This window comes from Candidatus Defluviilinea proxima (assembly GCA_016721115.1).
Taxonomy (GTDB): Bacteria; Chloroflexota; Anaerolineae; order Anaerolineales; family Villigracilaceae; genus Defluviilinea; species Defluviilinea proxima.
The window spans coordinates 913,971-930,248 of the sequence record JADKIW010000001.1; the positions used below are offsets into that span (position 1 = coordinate 913,971).

Genomic DNA, 16,278 nt, shown 5'->3' on the forward strand with positions numbered 1-16,278 from the left:
AACAAACAAGTGGTTAATCTAACCATCCAAACACAACAAGAAGGGATGATGTTTTATGGAAATTCTTATCGAGAACGTGGGGAAACAATATCGGCGCGATTTTTGGGGATTGCGCCAATTTTCGCTTAAGCTTGGCTCGGGTGTGTTGGGACTTTTAGGGCCAAACGGCGCGGGCAAATCAACCTTGATGCGCATTCTAGCTACCATTACAGATGTGACGGAAGGCAAGGTCATCTGGAACGGTGTGGATATTGCCCGACAGCCAAATGAACTTCGCCAGGTACTCGGTTATCTGCCACAGGATTTCGGCGTCTATCCCAACCTGAATGCTATCGAATTCTTAACGTATATGGCCGCCATTAAAGGTCTGGACGAACGGGTGATGCGGCGTCGCATTGACGAGCTTATCCAACTGGTTAACCTGGCTGACATGGCCAAACGTCCGTTGGGTGGGTATTCAGGTGGGATGAAACAACGTGTCGGCATTGCCCAGGCGTTACTCAACGATCCGCAACTGCTCATCGTGGATGAGCCAACAGCGGGACTTGACCCCGAAGAACGGATGCGCTTCCGCGCTTTGCTGGCAGAACTCTCCGGGGATCGAATTGTGATTCTCTCGACTCACATCGTATCAGACATAGAAGCCATCGCAACCTCGATTGCAATCGTCAATAAAGGAAAACTTGTCATCCACGATTTGCCCGAACGGATTTTGCAGACTGTGGAAGGCAAAGTCTGGACATGGATCGTCTCCAGCCAGGACTTAGCTACCATCCGCCAGAATCATGTGATTAGCAGTACAGCCCGACGCAGCGACGGTGTCCATGTGCGCGTGATTGCCGAGCATATGCCAGATCAACAAGCCTTGCTTGCACCAGCCACATTGGAAGATGCCTACCTCTATCAGGTTAATGCCGCACTAACAAGCCAGGGGGCGTAATGAAACAACTTCGCATTGTCTATCACTTGATGTTGGCCGATTTTCTCGAGCGGATACGCAGATACGACTTTCTGCTGATGTTGCTCTTTACGGTTTTCATCACCTATCTCTTTATTCCAGCGCTGGATTCGTTCCAAATTGTTGGTTTGCAACTGGGCGGCTATCGATCAGTCTACAACTCTGCCTGGATCGGCAGTATGACCACCCTATTGTTGGGGGAATTTTTCCTGATCTTTGCTTTTTACCTGCTCAAAGGAACGATCGAGCGTGACCGTAAAACGGGTGTCGGCCAAATCATCGCCACCACACCGATCATCCGATCCGTCTATATGCTTGGCAAGTGGCTTAGCAACGTGGCTGTTATTACCGCAATGGTAGCCATCATTATTTTTTCAGCGGCCATCCTGCAATGGATGCGTGGCGAAGATCTTTCGCTCAATGTTTGGTTGCTTAGCGCGCCTTTCTTGATTGTTTTATTGCCCGCGCTCAGCATAATTGCTGCCGTAGCCATTTTATTCGACAGTATCAACTTCCTGCGCGGCGGACTGGGCAGTGTGCTTTTCTTTTTTCTGGCCTATCCAATGGTATATTTGCTATTTGATTTGCCCGGGAACACCATCATCTATCCAAGCATCTTTAGCGCCTGTTCAGCACAATTTGCCGGTTGCATTCCCAATCGCCAAATTGACGGCGGGTTACCACCCCTTCAGGACTTACCTACTTTTCATTATGAAGGGGTTGCGTGGACGGCTGAAATTGTGTTGGGGCGGCTGGCACTCATATTGGTTGGCGCAGTCATCGTCGTGCTTGCCGCGGGATTATTTCATCGCTTTGACCCCGCCAAAGCTGACCAAAACTTGTTTGGAAATTGGTTGGTTCAAATCAAACAAATGATCTGGTCGTTCATCACCGTGAAAGAAGATGGATCTGCGCAAGAGGAAACCATCATGCCGACCATCACCGAACACGTTCACCTGACGCCGCTTTCGAGCGAATTACACTCAAATCCGGGTTGGCTGCGCCAATATTCTCAACTGTTCCTGGCCGAATTGCGGTTAACCCTGAAAGGCTTGAATCGGTTCTGGTACCTGATCGCCATTCTCTTGATCGGCGCACCATTATTTGCACCCAGCCTTACCATTGGAGATACGCGACTTGGGCCGGCAGAAGTTGCCCTATCCTTATTTCTGCCATTGGCGTGGATATGGCCGTTGACCATATGGTCAAACATTGGCTCGCACGAGGCACGTTACCGTGTTGAACAGATCGTATTTTCCGCGCCTTACCCACTTCGACGGCACTTGCCCGTTACGTGGCTGGTGGGCATCAGCATTGCGTTGGTGATGGCGGGTGGCGTCATCGTACAATTAGTTTTAGCAGGACTGTGGGTTAATCTGCTGGCAGTATGCATCGGTGCGTTATTTGTGCCGACACTGGCGCTGGCAATGGGCTGTTGGAGCGGCGGCAGTAAATTGTTTGAAGGCCTGTACCTTTTTTTCTGGTATCTTTCCTCAATCTATAGCATACCTTACCTGGACTTCATGGGGCGTGTTCCGGTTGCGTTGAGTTGGGGCATGCCCTGGGTTTTTGCTGGACTGACTTTCCTATTGATCGGTGCAACGGTAATAGGTCGCCAACGCCAAATCAAGCTGTGAAGCAATAAAGGAGCTGATCATGAAGCAAGGCAAAATATCGTGGAAGCGAGTATTCATTCTGCTTGGCGCGTTGGTGGGGATATGCTTAATAGCCAGTGTTGCGCTGTTTATCTTTGGTAGACCTGTGGCGGATGCGTTGCGCGCTCGGTTGTGGAAAACCGATCCGAAGCTGGCCGCACAAGTGGCGCACCAAATGATAGATTACGATCTTCCACCCGCCTATCAAGAACTCAAGTTTCTGGATATGGGAAGCAGCGCTGATACGGTGATGATCGCGAATCTTGAACAACCAGCGGATTTTATCCTCATTACTCAAGTGCCTGACGGTATTCTTGCAACAGAATATCAGACCGGGGTGGAGGAAAAGTGGTCCCGTGAGATTTCCGAACATCATTACGATACCCACACAGTCAGCACGCAGGCAGTGACGGTGCGTGGTCTGCCCACGACGCTCCGTATCATGGAAGGGACGGATGAAAATGGCCGCCCGATACGCCAGGGAGTATGCATGTTCACTGGTAAAAGCGGCGATGTTCTGCTCGTACTGGTGGCAGGCCAGGATACGTGGGATCAAACGATGGTTGAACAGTTCCTGCAATCCATTCGCTAGATAATGGCAGGTTGGTGGCTTTGATGTTGTGTTATCGTTGGTTTTAATATCGATTGCGTCAAGGCAAATAGTGCCCAACACAGCGGACGTGTGGGGATTCTGCGACACGCTTCGCAGTCAAGCAGTTTCCTACGCCTTAGCCTTTTTCTGCTTCGCTGTCCCCGCCCCAGCGCGGGTAGCGCAACCCATTAGGCTGCTGGCACAATAGTATATTGAGAAAGACAATAACGTCAAAGGTATTAATCATGGGCTATACCGTAAAATGTCCGCAATGTAATGAGATAAATTCAGGAAGTCGTCTAAATTGCGTTAAGTGCCAAACCAATCTCATTGGTGTATCAAGAAAACACGAAGAAACAGCAACGGAAGTTTCTAATATCAAGATAGGCGATGGGCAGGTTTCGAAGGCGATAGAAAAAAACAGTAATGCCCATATTAACATTGGTTTAATTGTTGGAGCAATTGGTTTTTTTATCATTAGTTTTTTTACATTCGGCGGAAGTTTTTGTGGTGGTTTGTTTATCTCAATTGGTATGGGTGTTATATCTGGTCTTCTAACCGCCCGTTACGCAAACACTGGAACAATAGATAATGCGTCTCGTTTGGGCGCAATATCTGGCGGAATAGCAGGGGTATTTGCTTTATTAGGTCAAGTATTTGGTGGAATACTTCCGTCAATGATTTTTGGTATGTTTCAAACATTAGGTACGTTTCCTGATGCAAATGCGAATATGGGCAAAGAAATATTCTCCGCCTTTTTTATGCCAAGTGTGCTTAATGGCATAATTGGATTAATTGCATCTTCAATTGCTGGGTCAACCTCAGCCAGCAGAAATTTTCGCTAACTCATCAAAAAGCTATAGTGCAAAACGCAGCCTAACAAAGCGTGCACCTAACGCTAGGGATTCTGCGCAAATCTCAAGCAGTTTCACACACTTTATCATTTTTCTGGTTGGACGGCTTCGCCGTCCCTGTCCCAGCGCGGGTAACGCAATCCGTTGGGTAAGAGTCTTTAACGGGAAACATTAGAATGAATGCAATTATATCGATTCCAAATCCTGAAATAAGCAGGCGCAGGTGGTCAACTTGGATACTATTGGCTGGGTTGTTAGGTGTTGGTAATTTTTTAATTGGCTGGTGGAGTCTCCTCCCGCCAGGTAAAGGTTATACAGTTTACTTTTGGTTGGTCGAATTCTATAGTTACGTTATCATACCTACGCTGATCCTCTTCCCAGTGAGCATAATTATTGTTGCTCTGTGGTTTGCTCATTTACCCAAAAGATTGTGGTCACAAATCACAATCACGATAATCGGTCTTATCGTTGCATTGGTCTGCTTCGTGATAGCTCTAAGTGGCATGTGGTTATCAACTCTCAGAATAGTCGGACATGTCCAGCAAAACGATCAGGTTTATTATCTTGTAAAGTATTATGATGATCGTGCGAGTAATTATGCTTTTTGTGTAGCCGATAAATTCGGTTTTGCCGGGCAATGTAGATATATTGGCTGGAAAGGCGATGATGACGATCCTGAAATCTATATTGACCGAAATACGAGTTTAATCACTGTCGAATCGAAAAACCCATCATTCACTTGGATGAACAGTTTTCCACCAAGCTGTACAAACGGCCCTGACGAGAGTGATGGCAGCGAATATCCAGTATATGTTGGTGGATGTACACCATGATTTGTTGTGAATTGCCCAACACAGCGTGCACCTGACGCTGGGGATGTCAAACGCCAATGCGCTTTGACTGGGCGATGCTCACTGGATGCTCGCTCGCCCGATCTACGGCACGCTTCGCAGTCAAGCATTTTTCTGGCTGGACGGCTTCGCCGTCCCTGCCCCAGCGCGGGTAACGCAATCCATCGGCCCGTTCATCACGCAATAAATTCAAGCAGACTTAGAGATGTCCATCATGTTCAAATGGAAAGCCAAAAGATCGAATCCGCTCTTTCTGTATGAATGCACCAAGCTGATAAATGACTATGAAGTGGTCTGACCCACGCTCGTTACAGTTGTTTGGTATATTTTTGATTCTATGCTTATGGTTGTATTTTTTCATTTACGCTTGGCGACATAAGCTCCCAATTCCCTGGGGAATGAGCTTTGTACTCGTTGGAATATTAGTCACGGGATTCGGTATCACCTATCGTCCTGATAACCTCATTATTTTTAGCCTGCAACCCAAGTTGGTCGTTTGTCTTGTTGGATTGGTATTGAATATCGCCAATTTGAAAGAACAATTTAGACTGAGAAATGTTACAGAGTTTCTCCACTACATTGGGATAGGGATGGTAGCGGGTTTAGTCCTAACATTTGTTAGTCTGTTGGCGCAACTACCCGATAAGGATTACTTAACTGCATTTAATTACACAAAGTTTGCAATCGTTACTCTATATTTACAGACAAGCATTGCCGAAGAAATTTTGTTTCGAGGGTGGTTTCTAAGTTATCTTAGAAAATCCAACATTGGATTCTTTTCTGCCAATTTCATTCAGTCAGCGATCTTTGCCATCTTGCATATTACAGTTTTTTATGACAACTGGGGACAGATGTTTTCAATATTTTTGCTTGGGTTTATTGGAGGATATATGACATGGAAACACAATAATATTATTTCAGCAACTGTGTTGCATGTTGTATTCAATCTAGCTATAATCTTAGTTTCGGCCGTTCTGAGTTAATTGAAAAGGTATAAAAGTCAAATCCTTGCCAAGACTTAATACGGGCTAACAAAGCGCGCACTGGACATTGGGGATGTCAAACGCCAATGCGCTTTGACTGGGCAATGCTCGCTCGCCCGATCTGCGGTACGCTTCGCAGTCAAGCAGTTTTCTACGCCGCAGCATTTTTCTGGCTGGACGGCTTTGCCGTCCCTACCCTAGCGTGGGTAACACAATCCGTTGGGCGCTGGCGCACAAACAATTGAAAAAGGTTAAAAATGTCTCCTGAAATTATTTCTGCCTTAATTGGTTTAGTAGGGGTAATACTTGGTGCTATTCCCACGTATCTTTTCATGCGTCAAAAGGGATTGGCTGAAATCGAAAAGACTAAAGCCGAAACAGAGAAAATCAAAGCGGAGTCAGAGCAAATTCGGAAATCGATTGTTGCTGAAAAAGGGACTGCAAGTGAAAAAACAAGGATTTTGTTTATTGCCGCAAGTCCCAGCAATTTAAGCCACATACGATTTGATAAAGAAATCAGGGGCATGAAAGAAGGCATCCAAAAATCAGGAAACAGAGATGCATTTGAATTAGAACAAGTTTGGGCTGCCCAATGGAATGACCTTCAAAATTACCTGCTTAAATTTACCCCGGATATTTTGCACATCTCATGTCATGCGACAGATAATGATAAAGACGGGGCTAGACTTATCTTTGAAGACGAAAAGGGATTGGATTACAGAGTCTCATCAGAATCCTTAAACAATCTACTGTCTCTATTTAATGACAAACTCCGCATGGTTGTGCTAAATACGGTTTACTCTGATGAAATATGTAAATTATTAGCAAATAATATCGACTTTGCCATTGGTGTTCACGGCTTACTTGGAGATGACGAAGCAAACAAATTTGCATCGGCGTTTTACGAAGCAATCGCCGAAAACAAAGATGTTAGAACAGCCTTTGAATATGGACGGGCTAGAATTGAAAGTGGAAACGACAGAAGTGACTATCGTCTCTTGACAATGAAAAAGCCTAAAGAGACTTTTTCATTTCTTAAAACAAAATCATGATTTCAAACAATGCGCCCAACATCGCGTGCACTAGACAAGTGCGGGCTTTGCCCACACTTTCGGGGATTCAGCCCCAATGGCAGATTCGGCGCTTTGGCTTTTCCCGCCACATCCCGCACTTGCCAGTAACGCCAGCCGTTGGGCGGCTGGTCATAGGGATCAAAGATGAAGAATAAAATTATCGTCAAGGCAGAAACAACATCGTTTGCATATGTGACACTGCACAATGCCGCCTATTATTCCCTTCAAGCAGCTAAAGAATCTGTGGATGGTCGCTTTTTCAACTGTCTCACAGCAATGGTCTTTTCAGCATTTTCACTTGAGGCTTACTTGAATCACTTAGGAACATCAGAATTTCCCAATTGGACAAAGTTTGAAAGAAGCAAGAGTCCAAAGCAGAAATTGGAAATGCTCACAGCAAAAATAGCGTTCTCATCAGATTTCTCCAAACCACCATTTGAAACTTTTGATAAGATTTTCAAATTTCGCAAACAAATTGCTCATGGCAAGACTGAACAAGTAAAGGTTGAAGAAGTTCAAGATGGAGTACTCGGCGACAAACCGAAACTTCCACATACCTTATGGGAAATCGAAACAAATCTTGAAAATGCAACAGCTTTTGTTGAAGATTCAAAATCAATAATCCAAATACTTCATACAAAATTCGGTTATCAAACCGATGCTTTTTTTACGGAATGGCATAGTTCTTGGGAAGCAAAACCGTATGAGTCTGATCAATAATACGTTTCAAGTCAATGGCCGCCCAACAAAGCGTACACCTGAAGCTGGGGATTCTGAGCAAATCTCAGGCAGTTTCCTAAGCCTTATCATTTTTCTGGTTGGACGGCTTCGCCGTCCCTGCCCCAGCACGGGTAACGCAATCCATTAGGCGGCTCTAAGGAGATAAATCACATATGACGCCAAAGAAAAAACGTACGCTGACTCTCATTTTTATTTTCGCTATTGGAATATGGCTTTTGTGGATTGGACTCAATGGTTGGCGCATAAGTGGTCTGCCTGCTTATTATGTTGGTGCCTTATTTCTTGTAGCAGCCATTGCGGGTGCTCTTGGAGTAAATATTTGGTACGGAGGGGTATTAGATCCAAGACTTGACGATGCATCAATCAACAACAAAGCAGGTGGCGCAAAAACAAATGAACAGGATGCGCCGTGGAATCCATATCAGGTTTTAGGGTTTGTTGTTATTGCCACATCCATTTTCGTCGGAATCGCATTAGGACTTAACTGGAAACGGTTAAAGAAACCAGAATGGCAAGTTATAACTATTCTGCTTTCGATCATCGTGCCAGGGTTAGCAATTGCATTAGCCTTAGGATGGGTCAGTTTTCTTTCAACCAACAAAAATGTACCAATTCAACTTATCCTAAGCATTCCTTATTTAGCGATGGGAGTGAATTTTGGCTATGCTTGGGCGTTAGCTCGATTACAGAATGGAGCTTATAAGGCTTATCAAGCTCAAGGCGCTGAAGCTCTTTCCAATTATGAATATGACTTGCAAGGTGCAGTTATTTTTGGCATAAGTGTTGCAATTTTCATCGGACTTGGGTTCACACTAATTTTCCCCTTGCTCATGGGCAGATAGAATTGTGGTAGACACACACACTATCCATTACAAAAACAGCTACCCAACACAGCCTGCACCTGACACTGGGGATGTAAAATACCAATGCGCTTTAGCTGGGCGATGCTCACTGGATGCTCGCCTGCCCGATCTACGGCACGCTTCGCAGTCAAGCATTTTTCTGGTTGGACGACTTCGCCGTCCCTGCCCTAGCGCGGGTAACGCAATCCGTTAGGCGGCTTTTGATCTTAAGTGAACCGAATAAATCTCTCTTTCCATTCGTACACATAGCGTGAAGGGCCAGAGTTTGAATGTACACAGCAGTAGTTTATATCAACTTCAAAGCACTATTCTTTTGGGCGTTTTCTCTATCTTCTTTATGGCAATCGGCATGCTGAATCAAAATTTTGTAATCATTGGCACCTTAATTGGTACTGCTGGGGCCTTTGCGTATTTATGGGACACCATCAAAGGGCGCGTCAAACCCAATAGAGTCTCTTTTTTATTATGGTCAATCGCTCCGATGATCGCCTTTTCCGCCCAAATAAAGCAAGGAGTAGGCTTGGAGTCATTAATGACTTTCAGCACGGGCTTTCTCCCTCTTTTAACTTTTATCGCATCCTTTACCAACAAAAAGGCTGAATGGAAAATAACAAGGTTTGATTTAGCCTGTGGCTTTTTGTCTCTGATAGGTTTGATGCTTTGGTTGATAACAAAAGTTGGTAATGTGGCAATTTTCTTTAGCATCCTGGCCGATGGCCTGGCGGCACTACCAACACTGGTTAAGGCTTACAAACATCCAGAGACAGAGATCGCATGGCCCTGGCTCGCAACTTGTATTGGCGTCACTTTAACACTGCTAACACTAAAAGAGTGGACATTTACCAACAGCAGTTTTATTATTTACATCTTTATCGTGGACTTAATAATTTTTATCTTTGTACAATTCAAGCTAGGGAAGCGCGATTAAAACGAGTTTCCTGTTCCAAAGTAACTGACACCACGCGCCCACAGACTCAAGTTATTAGTCCGCCACTTGAAGTCATAATACATCAAGAAGGGCATGACCCTACATGAAAACATTACCTCGTTTTTTGTGGTTGGTTTTACTTTTTTCAATACCCCTCTGGCTAGCCGCCATCTTCTTCGACGCGACAAAAATTATTCCTGTCAAATTGCCTTTTAGCGCACTTCAATTTCTTTCTGTTCTCCTGGCAGCCGTAATTATCACCCACCAAAACGGCGCATCCATCCGTGATTTGTTACTACGCGGCATTGACATTAAGCGTATCAAGAATCCCGTATGGCAGATCGGTATTTTTCTATTAATGCCGCTTACTGTACTACTATCGTACTTTCTAACAGTATGGAGTGGCGCAGACATTCCCGACAAAATGACGCCGCTCCTAAACATCCCTATCTTTTTACTCATTTATGGAATAAGCGGTTATTGTGAAGAAATTGGCTGGACGGCTATAATGACCGACATCTTGCTTGAGCGCCATACCATTATTATATGCGGGCTTATTGTTGGCATTACTGGAGCCCTATGGCACACCATACCATTCTTTCAAACACATAACTCTACTGTTTGGATTTTCTGGCAATGCATGTACTCCATCATCTATCGCGTACTACTTACAAAAATTTACGTTCTGACAGACGAAGTGTTTTCAGCGCAATTGCAACGCACGCAACATACAATGTTGCTTTTTCGCTTATGCCATACTATGGCTCGTTATACAACCCAATGTATATGTCATTCGCAACATTATTCATAACTGTTATCACTTTTACTTTTCTCAAGACGCCTCGCTATGAGCACAAGTCCATTCCAAATAAAGCGGGCTGACAAAGTGTATAACAATTGTCATGAACGCAGGTCTTATGACAATTTCTCGTTTGCAACTTTCAGAATATACAAACGGCAACCATGCAGCATCATATTCTGTTTGGTCAACCGATGAGAACAATATGGGCAAGAAGCAAATTCCACAAACATGGCTTCCATTGACATAAAAGAAATATCGTCGATTTCAAACTGGTGGAAATCGCCTTCGCTTTTGATAGTTCCAAGCCTTATGCGTTTATGGAGATAACCTAATGAGACTCTTTGAGATGCTTGTGATTCTTACAAATTTTCTGGCGTTCATTATCTTCAGCTTCCCACAATTCAGTGTAGTGCGTCAAACCGGTTACATATCAATCATATTATTACCCATGATTGCTCAGTTGCTCTTTGAAGAATCACGTTGGCAGATGGTCCCTGCCTATATGCTAAGTGCATTGTTTTTCCTGCTCTGGCTTTTAAATCGTATCGTTACCACACCGATGGTTCCCCATCGATTTTTTATTAACCTGGCGATTGTGTTGGGCATCATTGTTTTCACTATCTCCGTCACATTGCCGTTTCTTTTCCCGGTCTTTCGCTTCCCACAGCCCAGTGGACCTTATCAAATCGGCACGATGACCTACCATTGGGTAGATACAAACCGTCAGGAGTTTTTCAGTACAAATCCTCAGGCCCGGCGCGAGGTTATGGCGCAAATCTGGTATCCCGCCAAGACCGATCCATCAGCGCCTCACACATACTACTTACAGCATCCAGAGGTTCTTGCCGCTACTTTGCGCATACTCCATCTGCCAACTTTCCTCTTCGAGCATTTTAAGTATGTACCCACACATGCGATCCTATCCGCCCCTCTCGCAGAGGATAAAGCCAGCTACCCAGTGTTGATCTTCTTGTCCGGGCGTGGAGGATATCGCCAGTCGAACACCTTTCAAATCGAAGAGCTTGTTTCCCATGGATATATCGTCGTTGGGATTGATCAGCCCTATGCGGCATCCGGAGTCGTATTTCCCGACGGACGTTTGATAGCCATGGACTCCCGCATGTATAACCCCAAAAATGTTGGGCATGATCCATTCACTGATCTGGCCGTTCCTTTCCTGGCTCAGGATGTCACCTTCACACTCGATCAACTTACACTCTTAGATAAAACCGACTCGGGGGATATCTTAAGTGGACGAATGGACCTGCAACATGTGGGGATTTTCGGTGTCTCATTGGGCGGGATCGTGACAGGCGAAGCTTGCCGGTTGGATTCGCGCTTGCAAGCGTGCCTTGTGATGGATGCTTTCATGTCAGCCAGCGTTGTGCAGGCAGGCTTGCAACAACCTGCCATGTGGATCAGCCGGGACGCCCAAACTATGGAACTTGAAGGTTGGGCCGAGTCCGATATTGATGAGACCCAGAGTACTATGCGTGCAGTGTATGCGACTCTGCCTGGCCCCGGATATTTGGTATTGATACCGGGACTATTCCATCCAGACTTTACTGATGCACCTCTCTTCTCACCACTTGCATCGCAAATGGGCCTATCCGGGCGAATACCCGCTGAGCGAGCACACCATATCATCAACGTCTATTCATTGGCATTTTTCGATCAACATCTCAAGGAAGTTCCGTCAGATTTGCTCGCCGGGCCGGTGAAGGAATATCCTGAAGTGTTATTTGAGACACGTCAACCTTAATTAGTAAACATGTGACCTGTGATGCACATAAACACAGACCATTGGTTAAATTCTCGTTGAGAGATTGATATTATGCCAAACGTAATCGTGAGACGATCAGGGATTCAAGGAAGTGGAGTGTTTGCCGCAAAGCACTTTCGCAAAGGCGAAGTTGTTTTACAGATTGACGACTCCTATGTTGTCACGGGTGAGACTACGCTCACTTCAGATGATTGGGAATTCAACGCAGACTTCTTTGACGGCAAGATTGTTATCATGCAAGAACCCGAACGATGTATTAATCACTGTTGCGATCCAAACACCTACGTAAAAACGATCGAAGGTGTTAGAAATGTTTTGGCCTGTAGAGATATTACAGAAGGGGAAGAGATTACCTACGACTATGCCATCAATGGCGACAACGAAGGTACCTTCCCTTGTCACTGTGGCGCAAAGAGATGCAGAAAGACATACATTGGGAACTACTTCAAACTTCCGATGGAATTTCAGCTTGAATATTTGCCTTATCTGGATAAGTGGTTTCAACAACAATACCAGAAAGAGATTGCTGTACTTAAAAACTTTGGGAACCCACAATAAACCACCACCAATAAACAGCAATCTCAACGTTGAAAAGAAAAACAGACAAAGAAGGTCCTATCTAACATGGACCATCCTCTTATTTTCATACACCCTTTTCCAGACGGTTGCGTATTAACTCAATATGGTGGTTTAATACTTTCTACCGATTGGAGACATCATGCCACAAACCCTCATTGAAACTCGTAATCTGATCAAACGCTACGGCGATAAGATCGCTGTGAACGATGTCAGCTTTGATGTATATCAAGGTGAAGTATTCGGCTTTCTCGGTCCGAATGGAGCCGGGAAAACGACTACGATCAAAGTCATCGTGGGATTGCTCCAGCCAACCTCAGGGTCCGTCAAAGTGGCTGGCTATGACATCCAGAAACAATCCATGCTTGCCAAAGCCTCGAGCGGATACGTCCCTGATACGCCAAATCTATATGCCAAGTTGAGCGGGCGCGAGCTATTGCGCTTCGTCGGTGACCTCTACAGCGTCGATCGCGGACAAGTCGCGCATCGTATTGATGAGTTACTGCGCATGTTCGATCTGACCAACGCCGCAGACGATACAGTTGATTCGTACAGTCACGGCATGCAACAAAAGGCTTCGTTAGCCGCCGCATTGATGCACGACCCCAAGGTCTTGATCCTCGATGAGCCCACGGTCGGCCTCGACCCCAAATCGGCACGGCTCATCAAGGACATTCTCCGTCAACTCGCAGACCGCGGCGCGGCAGTGATGCTCTCCACGCACATTTTGGAGATCGCCGAGCGCATGTGTGATCGCATCGGCATCATCAACAAAGGACAACTCATCGCTGTCGGCACCATGGACGAACTGCGTACGCTCGATAAAACAGGACAAGCCAGCCTTGAAGATATCTTCCTTGGTCTGACGGGCGGCGCAGAAGAAGCTGAGATCGCAGAAGTCTTGAAATGAACACAGCATTCCCATCTCCACATATGCCAGATGCGCGGGTTTTACCCGGCGTATGGAAATTACTCTCACTACGCTTGCGCATCACATTTAACGCTTTTCGTCACGCCAAGCTCAGGCGCAAGATCGGCACCATATTCGTCTGGCTGGGCTTGCTGGCGTTTGCATTCTTTATTTTCTCCATGAGCCGCTTGTTGCTGGGTTTCGTACGTTCACCCGCACTTCACCAATACGCCGGTGTCGATGCAGGGCCCTTCCTTTCCGCCATCCCTGTGTTGACTCTCAGCGCCTTATTCATCGGCACACTGTTGACCAGTTTCGGTGTGTTGTTGCAAGCCTTATATCTTTCGGGCGATATGGACTTCCTGCTCGCATCACCGATTCCCATCCGCTCGGTGTTCGTTGCCAAACTTTTACAGGCGGTTCTTCCTAACTTCAGTTTGATCGCACTCTTCGGCATTCCCATCCTCTTTGGGCTCGGTTCCTCCAGCAACTACAACTTTATCTATTACCCACTTGTTGTAATTATGATGGTCGCACTCGCGCTTGCCGCCGCAGGGCTTGCATCCTTATTGGTCATGCTCGTGGTACGCATCATGCCACCACGCCGTGCCGCAGAGATACTCGGTTTCATCGGCGCCATCATCGGTTTTACTTTTTCCCAAATGGGAAACTTCGGCCGCACTGTCGGTAAAAGCATCAACGTCTCAGAGGCACAGTTCACCGGTTTTGTCACGCGCGCCAACACACCCTGGCTCCCGCTCAATTGGGCTGGGCAAGGTCTCGTCGCTTTAGGTGAAAGCCATTGGCTTTCTGGTCTTTTATTGGTGACCCTCACTCTTGCGTTGGCATCCCTCGCATTTTGGTTTGCCCTCGTCACCGCCGAACAACTCTTCTATTCTGGTTGGGCTGGCGTGCAGATCGTCACACGCAAAAAAGCGACTCAAGTCCGAAGAAGGACACAACCCGAAAAAGCCAATCTTGCATCTGGACTGCTCCGCCTCATTCCGACCCCGGTGCTGGGCATTGTTCAAAAAGATTTTCTCACCCTGACGCGTGATCTGCGCAATCTCTCCCAGTTGCTTTCGCCGATCATCCTCGGTGTGATCTACACCTTCTCCATCCTCCGCAATGGAAGTAATCTGCAGTCCGGTCAAAGCGATGCCCCCCTTTGGCTTGAAGATTCGTTCCGCGTTATGTTGGCGTATAGCAGTGTGGGCATGTCCCTGTTCGTGGGCTGGATGATCCTCTCACGGCTGGCAGGCATGGGCTTTTCACACGAAGGCAAAAACTATTGGATGCTGAAAGTATCCCCGGTCCGCGCCGGTCATTTGCTTACGGCGAAATTCATTGTGTCCTATCTCCCACCGTTGGGATTAGGCTTGGTCTTTCTAACAGTTATTTCCATCGCACAAAAATTATCGCTTCTGGAATTTTTCTATAGCCTGATCGCGATCATCATGTGTCTGGCAGGGAGCGCAGGCATTCTGCTTGCCTTTGGCGTACTGGGAGCGAACTTCACCTGGGACGATCCGCGCCGCATGAACGCTGGAGGCGCAGGGTGCCTCGGGCAACTCGTCACAATGCTGTATTTGCCGATCTCTTTCGGAGCGTTCGTAGCTCCCATTGGTCTAACCGGATTCTTCGACATTCCCACTCCATATGGATATTTGATCGGGTTACTCCTTGGTACAAGTATCACTTTAGCAAGCGCCCTTGCTCCCCTCTGGCTGGTTCGTAAAAAAGTAGAGCGGTTGAACGAAGACTAGGTTTAAAAACAAAAATCCCGAAGAGTTACCTCTTCGGGATTTTTATATGGGTGGGTTATAAATGTTTATTCATCCACTCGATCATCATCTTGAACACATCAGCTTGCTCGGGTTCGTTGTGAGGTTCGTGATAGAAGCCATCCAACAACTTTAATGTGACATCCTTGTTCGTTTCGCTGGCGAGCTTGGCAAAGTCTTCACTTCCACTGGGATAAGTCAGTTTGTCAGCTGTGCCATGCAGAATGAGCAAGGGCGGTTTAAATTCTTTGGCACGTGAAAAGCACAGGTCAATAGCATCCAAGGCAGCTTTGCCGAGTCCCATACTGGTTTTGTCGTGTACCAACGGATCGTTGACATATTTTTCCACAACGGCGGGGTCACGTGAAATGGTCGTTGCATCCAACCCGCTGGGGATGGTCATGGCCGGTGCAAGTGTGCCAAGCAGTTTCGCCATGGCAACTTTCAATTTTTGTTCTTGCAAAGCAGAACGCAAAGCTGAGTCTGTGACGATCACACCTTTTAATCCATCGGGATATTGAAGCACATAGGTAAGAGTCAGCAATCCGCCCAGGCTGTGACCATAGAGAAAGACCGGGAGACCGGGGTTGTTCTGCCTTTGGAATTCAACGAACTGACGGATATCCTGTATCACCACATCGAGCGAGGGGAAGTGACCGCGTGGGCCGGGGGTTTGTCCGTGGCCGCGCAGGTCAAAGCCATACAGGGCATACCCCGCATCGTTGAAAGCCTTACCAACGTGCGCATATCGTCCAGTGTGCTCCCCCAACCCGTGGACAAGACATACAATGGCTTTAAGTTTCCCTTCCGGTTCCCAGCCTTGCATGTAGATGGTGACATCTTCGTGTGTATTTGATTCTGTATTCATGTAGTCTCACAGTATGGATTACGTTGGTTATGATCTGCGCGCTTCGACTACGCTCTT

17 protein-coding genes are annotated in these 16,278 nt (G+C 46.4%); 16 read left to right on the forward strand and 1 reads right to left on the reverse strand.

The features are described 5' to 3' along the window. Positions 1 to 55: 55 nt before the first annotated feature. From IPP66_04265 to IPP66_04340, 16 genes are all read left to right on the forward strand, one after another. Positions 56 to 940, forward strand: a complete 885-nt coding sequence (locus IPP66_04265; GenBank protein ID MBK9924486.1) for an ABC transporter ATP-binding protein — start codon at positions 56 to 58, stop codon at positions 938 to 940. Beyond that, positions 940 to 2,595 carry a hypothetical protein gene (locus IPP66_04270; protein MBK9924487.1) on the forward strand — a complete coding sequence of 552 codons (1,656 nt, stop codon included), beginning with the start codon at positions 940 to 942 and terminating at the stop codon, positions 2,593 to 2,595. Before IPP66_04265 ends, IPP66_04270 begins: the two co-directional genes overlap by 1 nt. A 19-nt stretch (positions 2,596 to 2,614) precedes the next feature. Beyond that, entirely contained in the window at positions 2,615 to 3,205 is a 591-nt protein-coding gene (locus tag IPP66_04275; GenBank protein ID MBK9924488.1) for a hypothetical protein, read from the forward strand. A 245-nt stretch (positions 3,206 to 3,450) separates the two neighbouring features. Then, complete coding sequence (locus IPP66_04280; protein MBK9924489.1) at positions 3,451 to 4,050, forward strand: hypothetical protein; 600 nt, start codon at positions 3,451 to 3,453, stop codon at positions 4,048 to 4,050. A gap of 185 nt (positions 4,051 to 4,235) precedes the next feature. After that, a complete protein-coding gene (locus IPP66_04285; GenBank protein MBK9924490.1) occupies positions 4,236 to 4,892 on the forward strand; it encodes a hypothetical protein in 657 nt (218 codons plus the stop codon). A gap of 302 nt (positions 4,893 to 5,194) precedes the next feature. Next, positions 5,195 to 5,893: a CPBP family intramembrane metalloprotease gene (locus IPP66_04290; protein MBK9924491.1), complete on the forward strand. Its 699-nt coding sequence runs from the start codon at positions 5,195 to 5,197 to the stop codon at positions 5,891 to 5,893. An 86-nt stretch (positions 5,894 to 5,979) separates the two neighbouring features. Then, the gene (locus tag IPP66_04295) at positions 5,980 to 6,138 is read left to right on the forward strand and encodes a hypothetical protein (GenBank protein MBK9924492.1); all 159 of its coding nucleotides are present in this window, start codon (positions 5,980 to 5,982) and stop codon (positions 6,136 to 6,138) included. 12 nt (positions 6,139 to 6,150) lie between these two features. Beyond that, entirely contained in the window at positions 6,151 to 6,945 is a 795-nt protein-coding gene (locus IPP66_04300) for a hypothetical protein (GenBank protein ID MBK9924493.1), read from the forward strand. Positions 6,946 to 7,110: 165 nt separating this feature from the next. Further along, positions 7,111 to 7,686 (forward strand): hypothetical protein, encoded by a 576-nt coding sequence (locus IPP66_04305; GenBank protein ID MBK9924494.1) that lies wholly within the window; start codon positions 7,111 to 7,113, stop codon positions 7,684 to 7,686. Between the two features lie 173 nt (positions 7,687 to 7,859). Continuing rightward, positions 7,860 to 8,549, forward strand: a complete 690-nt coding sequence (locus IPP66_04310; GenBank protein MBK9924495.1) for a hypothetical protein — start codon at positions 7,860 to 7,862, stop codon at positions 8,547 to 8,549. Positions 8,550 to 8,919: 370 nt separating this feature from the next. Next, positions 8,920 to 9,498 (forward strand): hypothetical protein, encoded by a 579-nt coding sequence (locus IPP66_04315; GenBank protein ID MBK9924496.1) that lies wholly within the window; start codon positions 8,920 to 8,922, stop codon positions 9,496 to 9,498. A 103-nt stretch (positions 9,499 to 9,601) separates the two neighbouring features. Next, positions 9,602 to 10,309 carry a hypothetical protein gene (locus IPP66_04320; GenBank protein MBK9924497.1) on the forward strand — a complete coding sequence of 236 codons (708 nt, stop codon included), beginning with the start codon at positions 9,602 to 9,604 and terminating at the stop codon, positions 10,307 to 10,309. Positions 10,310 to 10,631: 322 nt separating this feature from the next. Beyond that, positions 10,632 to 12,062 carry a carboxylic ester hydrolase gene (locus tag IPP66_04325; GenBank protein ID MBK9924498.1) on the forward strand — a complete coding sequence of 477 codons (1,431 nt, stop codon included), beginning with the start codon at positions 10,632 to 10,634 and terminating at the stop codon, positions 12,060 to 12,062. Positions 12,063 to 12,134: 72 nt separating this feature from the next. Next, complete coding sequence (locus tag IPP66_04330) at positions 12,135 to 12,641, forward strand: SET domain-containing protein-lysine N-methyltransferase (protein MBK9924499.1); 507 nt, start codon at positions 12,135 to 12,137, stop codon at positions 12,639 to 12,641. Positions 12,642 to 12,801: 160 nt separating this feature from the next. Next, complete coding sequence (locus tag IPP66_04335) at positions 12,802 to 13,569, forward strand: ABC transporter ATP-binding protein (protein ID MBK9924500.1); 768 nt, start codon at positions 12,802 to 12,804, stop codon at positions 13,567 to 13,569. Then, positions 13,566 to 15,335, forward strand: coding sequence for a hypothetical protein (locus IPP66_04340; protein ID MBK9924501.1), 1,770 nt, complete (start codon positions 13,566 to 13,568; stop codon positions 15,333 to 15,335). Before IPP66_04335 ends, IPP66_04340 begins: the two co-directional genes overlap by 4 nt. Positions 15,336 to 15,390: 55 nt before the next feature. Here IPP66_04340 and IPP66_04345 read toward each other — a convergent pair whose 3' ends face one another. Continuing rightward, on the reverse strand, positions 15,391 to 16,221 hold the full coding sequence (locus IPP66_04345) for an alpha/beta hydrolase (protein MBK9924502.1): 831 nt from the start codon (positions 16,219 to 16,221) through the stop codon (positions 15,391 to 15,393). Positions 16,222 to 16,278: the final 57 nt, after the last annotated feature.

Bases quoted from the DNA above. Each gene is read 5' to 3' on its own strand.
- IPP66_04275 (MBK9924488.1), top strand. From the start codon at position 2,615: ATGAAGCAAGGCAAAATATCGTGGAAGCGAGTATTCATTCTGCTTGGC.
- IPP66_04330 (MBK9924499.1), top strand. From the start codon at position 12,135: ATGCCAAACGTAATCGTGAGACGATCAGGGATTCAAGGAAGTGGAGTG.
- IPP66_04345 (MBK9924502.1), bottom strand. From the start codon at position 16,221: ATGAATACAGAATCAAATACACACGAAGATGTCACCATCTACATGCAA.
- IPP66_04325 (MBK9924498.1), top strand. From the start codon at position 10,632: ATGAGACTCTTTGAGATGCTTGTGATTCTTACAAATTTTCTGGCGTTC.
- IPP66_04265 (MBK9924486.1), top strand. From the start codon at position 56: ATGGAAATTCTTATCGAGAACGTGGGGAAACAATATCGGCGCGATTTT.
- IPP66_04310 (MBK9924495.1), top strand. From the start codon at position 7,860: ATGACGCCAAAGAAAAAACGTACGCTGACTCTCATTTTTATTTTCGCT.
- IPP66_04305 (MBK9924494.1), top strand. From the start codon at position 7,111: ATGAAGAATAAAATTATCGTCAAGGCAGAAACAACATCGTTTGCATAT.
- IPP66_04295 (MBK9924492.1), top strand. From the start codon at position 5,980: ATGCGCTTTGACTGGGCAATGCTCGCTCGCCCGATCTGCGGTACGCTT.
- IPP66_04290 (MBK9924491.1), top strand. From the start codon at position 5,195: ATGAAGTGGTCTGACCCACGCTCGTTACAGTTGTTTGGTATATTTTTG.
- IPP66_04280 (MBK9924489.1), top strand. From the start codon at position 3,451: ATGGGCTATACCGTAAAATGTCCGCAATGTAATGAGATAAATTCAGGA.
- IPP66_04315 (MBK9924496.1), top strand. From the start codon at position 8,920: ATGCTGAATCAAAATTTTGTAATCATTGGCACCTTAATTGGTACTGCT.
- IPP66_04320 (MBK9924497.1), top strand. From the start codon at position 9,602: ATGAAAACATTACCTCGTTTTTTGTGGTTGGTTTTACTTTTTTCAATA.
- IPP66_04270 (MBK9924487.1), top strand. From the start codon at position 940: ATGAAACAACTTCGCATTGTCTATCACTTGATGTTGGCCGATTTTCTC.
- IPP66_04335 (MBK9924500.1), top strand. From the start codon at position 12,802: ATGCCACAAACCCTCATTGAAACTCGTAATCTGATCAAACGCTACGGC.
- IPP66_04285 (MBK9924490.1), top strand. From the start codon at position 4,236: ATGAATGCAATTATATCGATTCCAAATCCTGAAATAAGCAGGCGCAGG.
- IPP66_04340 (MBK9924501.1), top strand. From the start codon at position 13,566: ATGAACACAGCATTCCCATCTCCACATATGCCAGATGCGCGGGTTTTA.
- IPP66_04300 (MBK9924493.1), top strand. From the start codon at position 6,151: ATGTCTCCTGAAATTATTTCTGCCTTAATTGGTTTAGTAGGGGTAATA.